5 protein-coding genes are annotated in these 4,527 nt (G+C 35.5%); all 5 read right to left on the bottom strand.

What is annotated here, in order from left to right; all coding sequences use genetic code 11:
• The coding region (locus AC1W31_RS20575) for a glycoside hydrolase family 3 N-terminal domain-containing protein (protein WP_481736379.1) at positions 1-356 on the bottom strand (356 nt) is incomplete at its 3' end.
• Between the two features lie 123 nt (positions 357-479).
• On the bottom strand, positions 480-1,124 hold the full coding sequence (locus tag AC1W31_RS20570) for a hypothetical protein (protein ID WP_481736378.1): 645 nt from the start codon (positions 1,122-1,124) through the stop codon (positions 480-482).
• Between the two features lie 220 nt (positions 1,125-1,344).
• On the bottom strand, positions 1,345-1,548 hold the full coding sequence (locus tag AC1W31_RS20565) for a hypothetical protein (RefSeq protein WP_481736377.1): 204 nt from the start codon (positions 1,546-1,548) through the stop codon (positions 1,345-1,347).
• A gap of 88 nt (positions 1,549-1,636) precedes the next feature.
• A complete protein-coding gene (locus AC1W31_RS20560; RefSeq protein WP_481736376.1) occupies positions 1,637-3,256 on the bottom strand; it encodes a competence protein CoiA family protein in 1,620 nt (539 codons plus the stop codon).
• 209 nt (positions 3,257-3,465) lie between these two features.
• Positions 3,466-4,527, bottom strand: a 1,062-nt coding sequence (locus AC1W31_RS20555; protein WP_481736375.1) for a DNA polymerase, incomplete at its 5' end; no start/stop codon positions are given.

Genomic DNA, 4,527 nt, shown 5'->3' with positions numbered 1-4,527 from the left:
GACAAACCCAAAGGAATGGGGAAAAGCGTGCGATAACCGTGAATTACATCCATGCCAAAAATCAGGGGAATCTTCATTCTACTTTGATTCACAGCAATTTCTTGGACTTTTCTGATGCGTTGGGGCGTAGAAATACTGAATAAACCGCCCAATTGTCCCGCTTTTATTTTTGCCTCAATATCCGTGCTTACCGTTGAACCCGTGGTGGCTTCCCCAGCGGTCAATAAATTAAGTTGCCCTATTTTTTCATCCAAAGTCATTTTTTTCATTAAGCCATCAATAAACTGCTGTTTGCTGACTTTTTGAGCGAAAGAGTGCATAGAAATCAAGGTTAATATGAGAATGAGTTTTTTCATTTTTGGATTAGTTTTTGGGTATAAATTGGCTGTTTTGAGAGGAATGAATATCGCTTAACAAATCTACAAAAAATGAGGAGATATTAAAGGGAACTTAAACCAAATTGGTTTACGGTCAAAAATTTATTTCACCTTGTTAAACTCAATAAAATCGTAATTCATATTCCCTTTTTCGATGGTTTTGAGGGTCAGAATATGTTGTCCTTTGCTTAGCTTTTGAGCCTTAAAAATTAGTTGTTTATTCCAATGATGCCATTGTCGCCAAGCTACGGTTTCTTTTTCGTGGAAAGTCGATTTGATAACCACGGGTTCGAGCCAATGTTTGCCATCTACGTCAATCGCAATTTTGCCATCGGCATTGGCGGTGTACATCAAAAAACCTTCGTAAAATCCGTCTTCCTTTACGTCAACGGTATAATTAATCCACTCGCCAACCTCAGTCCAACCCACGTATAATTGATTCATCAAAGGCTCAACCACATTAAAAGGACTATTATCAATGTCTTTCGATTTGGTGTAGGAAATATCCACGCCCTCTTTCATGCGAAAAGTATTGTAAAATGTACCGTCATTGGGATTGAGTTTCCCACTGCCATTATTCAAACTATCCTTGTCGTGATAGGCAATTCCCTCACCGCCCAAATCATATTTTTCACATTCCAATTTCCCAGGAATTACTTGAATAGTGTCATTCCAAGGTTTGGATTTATAGTTTGTTTGGGAAAATGATTGGAGAGTGATTAGGCAGAGGAGGAGGATTGTTTTCATTTTGTTTTTTGGCTTAAATTAAAACAAAGATGGTCATTACGTTTTGCAATGACCATCTTTATAAACTAAATATTTGATTTTATTCGATTGGGAATCTTTGCTTTTTGCAAAATATCCTCTGTCAAAATGAGAAAGGCTTACATCTAATTCAAAGATAGTTCCTTTGGTTATTTTAGTTTTTGCGCATTCTCTACCCATTTTTATTTAAGTTATATTGATTCTAATAATTATCCCAATGGTCATTTAGTGGGTCATTCCAATCATTACCTTGTTGATTTATACTGATTTGGTATGCGTAATTGAGGTTCGTATTTTCAATACAATTAGCCAATGACTGTTGTTCAACGAATCTGATAGATTCAGGTGGAGTTTGTAACTCAACTTCATTGAGTAAAATTGTTTCGGGGCTTTTATATTTCTTCATTTGCTTTAAAAATTAAAATCTTCTTTCTATCAAAAATATTCAAGATTGGGCTGTATTTCTGTCCATTTTGTCTAAAAATTCTTCTAAACTATACCCAATTTTGCCAAGCTCTCGAATTAAGAAATTCTTTTGCCCTTTTGTATCTTCGGAGATTGCTGATTTCACTCGTAATAGCGAGGAGAGGTCCTTCTTCGTCCAGAAGTTCTTCAATCTCTCGTCTAATTCTTGATGCTGATTTAGAATCTCTATTCGTAATTGCTCTAACAGATTCTTCTCTGAGATTTTCAAATCGTTCTCTAACTGCTGATTCATTTGATTCAAATTCAGTGATAAATTCCTTTTCAATGTTGATATATTTTGTTGAAATGGATTTTCTTCTATCCTCAATTCTTGTAATTTCTGTAATTTCGTCAATCTCATCAAGTTCAATTTGTTTTGCAACGGCTTCAATGCTTCTTGTAAAAGATTTTTCCTCTGATTCGATTCCTCTAATTCTTTCTTCGAGAGTGATTCCACTTGCTCCCAATTCGCTAAGATAATTTTCAATTCGTTCAATCTCTCCTTGGAATTCTGATTCATAGTTTCCTTGTATATCTCTAATTTCTTTATCTTTTCGTTTATATCGTTCGTCCAATTCATCGTATTTTCTTTCAAGTTCTCCTTTTTCTTCATCAATGAGTTCTTGCTCTTCGTCAATTCGGTCTGCGTTCGATTTAAAAGCGTTTCTAACTCTTTCTGTTTTAAGCTCAAATTCTTTTCTAAGTTCAATTTCAATTTCACTTTGAAGCCTGAGCAATTGGACTCTATTTGTCTCTGTATTGATCTCAACTCGTTGTATTTCTCCTGTAAAAGATTGTTTAATTGCTCTATATTGGTCTGATTCCAAACACTTTCGAATTGCTCGTATAAGGTTGTTAATCTGCGATGATCTGCACGAGAAAGATTCGATTGATTCAAAAAGCTTTCTTTGGAATTCATCAACAAGTAATATTCCCTCGTTATCTCCTTCGGGAACTCGTACATAATTGGTTTGCTCTTGCTCATAATTGTAAATCCAATGTGTTCTATCTACTTTATAAAAAGACTCTTCTATTTCATTTGGAGAGCTTTTAGGAATTGTAATTTCAACAGTATCAATTCCTAATCGCCTGATTTTCAATGCTTTTTCAATATTAACTTTATGAGTCGCAACTATTTCAATTAGAAGTACTGGCTTATTATTTTCATCGAAAAATGCGACATCGGGTTGTATCAATAATTGTATTTTATTTTCAGGTTTCTCAAAATTTATCCCCCTGCCATATTTTACTAAACCATTTTCATCTTCATAAAATTGTAACTCTATTTCAACATAATGTGCCTCTATCATCCAAGAACTACGAATCAGATTAGGCTTTCCTTCAATACCATGGGGTGGGAGTTTAAATAATGATGGAACTTTTATTTGGCGTATTCGCTGTAAAACGTCTTTTGCCAACTTGTGCCGATATGTTTCATCAGAAAAAGTGCATTTTCCTTTTCTTTTAATATCAGTAGGGTCATGTGCAAAATGATGAGTATTAACAGAACCTTTCTTAGCCTGCATCTCTCTTTTACAACCCATACAATAATATCCTTTTCTTCCACTTTCTACCTCAGAAATATGCTTTATTTGATTTTTAATATCGTGGGCATAAACATTATTTTCATGGTTATTGTCTTCTAACATAAAATATTAAATGGTTATTTTTAAATAGAAAATAGCTTTATGATTTAAATAAATAATTCATGTTCAAGATAATAAAAATCAGCTATTATTTTTGAAAGATATATTCAAATTTCTCAAATAAAATCACCAAATTTACAGCGTTATACTCGGAGGTCACTGTTCTGCTTGCAGTTCATACGCCGAGTTTTCGCTTTTATAGCCTCTCCCCATCAATGAGCCTCCAGCCAATTTAAGCCAACGCCCATGCCCGTTTCCATCTTCACAGGGAAAGGTATCGCATTGACCATCAGTTCGTTGACTTTGGTTTTCATGAGTTCTAATTCTGATTTATGTACGTCAAAAACTAATTCGTCATGTACTGTCAGAATGATGCGGGATTGTAGTTTTTCTTGCTTGATGAAGTCGTTTACTTTTATCATCGCAATTTTTATCATGTCTGCCGCCGAACCTTGAATTGGGGCATTTACGGCGTTACGTTCGGCAAAACCACGTTCCACCATGTTCTGAGAATTGATGTCACGGAGATACCTCCTGCGTCCCAAAATGGTTTCTACGTAGCCATTGTCACGGGCAATGATTACGGCATCGTTCATGTATTTTTTGATGGCTGGAAATTCTTTCCAATAATTATCAATCAATTCTTTGGCTTCGGTTCTGCTTACGCCAACTTGTTCCGCTAAACCAAATGCAGAAACGCCATAAATAATCCCGAAATTGACCGTTTTTGCCTTTCTACGCATTTCGGAAGTCACTTCATCCAAACTCACGTTGAATACTTTTGCGGCGGTTGTAGCGTGAATATCTCGCCCTTGATTAAATGCCTCAATCATGGATTCGTCTTTGGCAAATGCCGCCATAATCCGTAATTCGATTTGCGAATAATCGGCAGAAAGGATTAAAAAATCATCATTTTTAGGAATAAACGCTTTTCTGATTTCTCGTCCACGAGCGGTACGAATTGGGATATTTTGTAAGTTCGGATTGGTACTTGACAAACGCCCCGTAGCGGTAACTGCTTGATTGAAGGAAGTATGAATGCGTCCCGTTTTGGGAGAAACCAATAAAGGCAAAGCATCCACGTACGTTGATTTTAATTTCTGTAATTCTCTGAAATCCAGAATCTTACGAGCAATTTCGTGATTTTGTAATTCTAATTTTGATAAAATATCTTCGCCCGTCATGTATTGACCAGTTTTGGTCTTTTTAGCTTTTGCGTCAAGTTTGAGTTTATCGAATAAAATTTCGCCCAATTGTTTCGGTGAATTAATGTT

It is taken from the genome of Arcicella sp., assembly GCF_964672035.1.
Note: the sequence above shows the minus strand (reverse complement) of the source record. Positions and strands in the feature narration are given on the sequence as shown.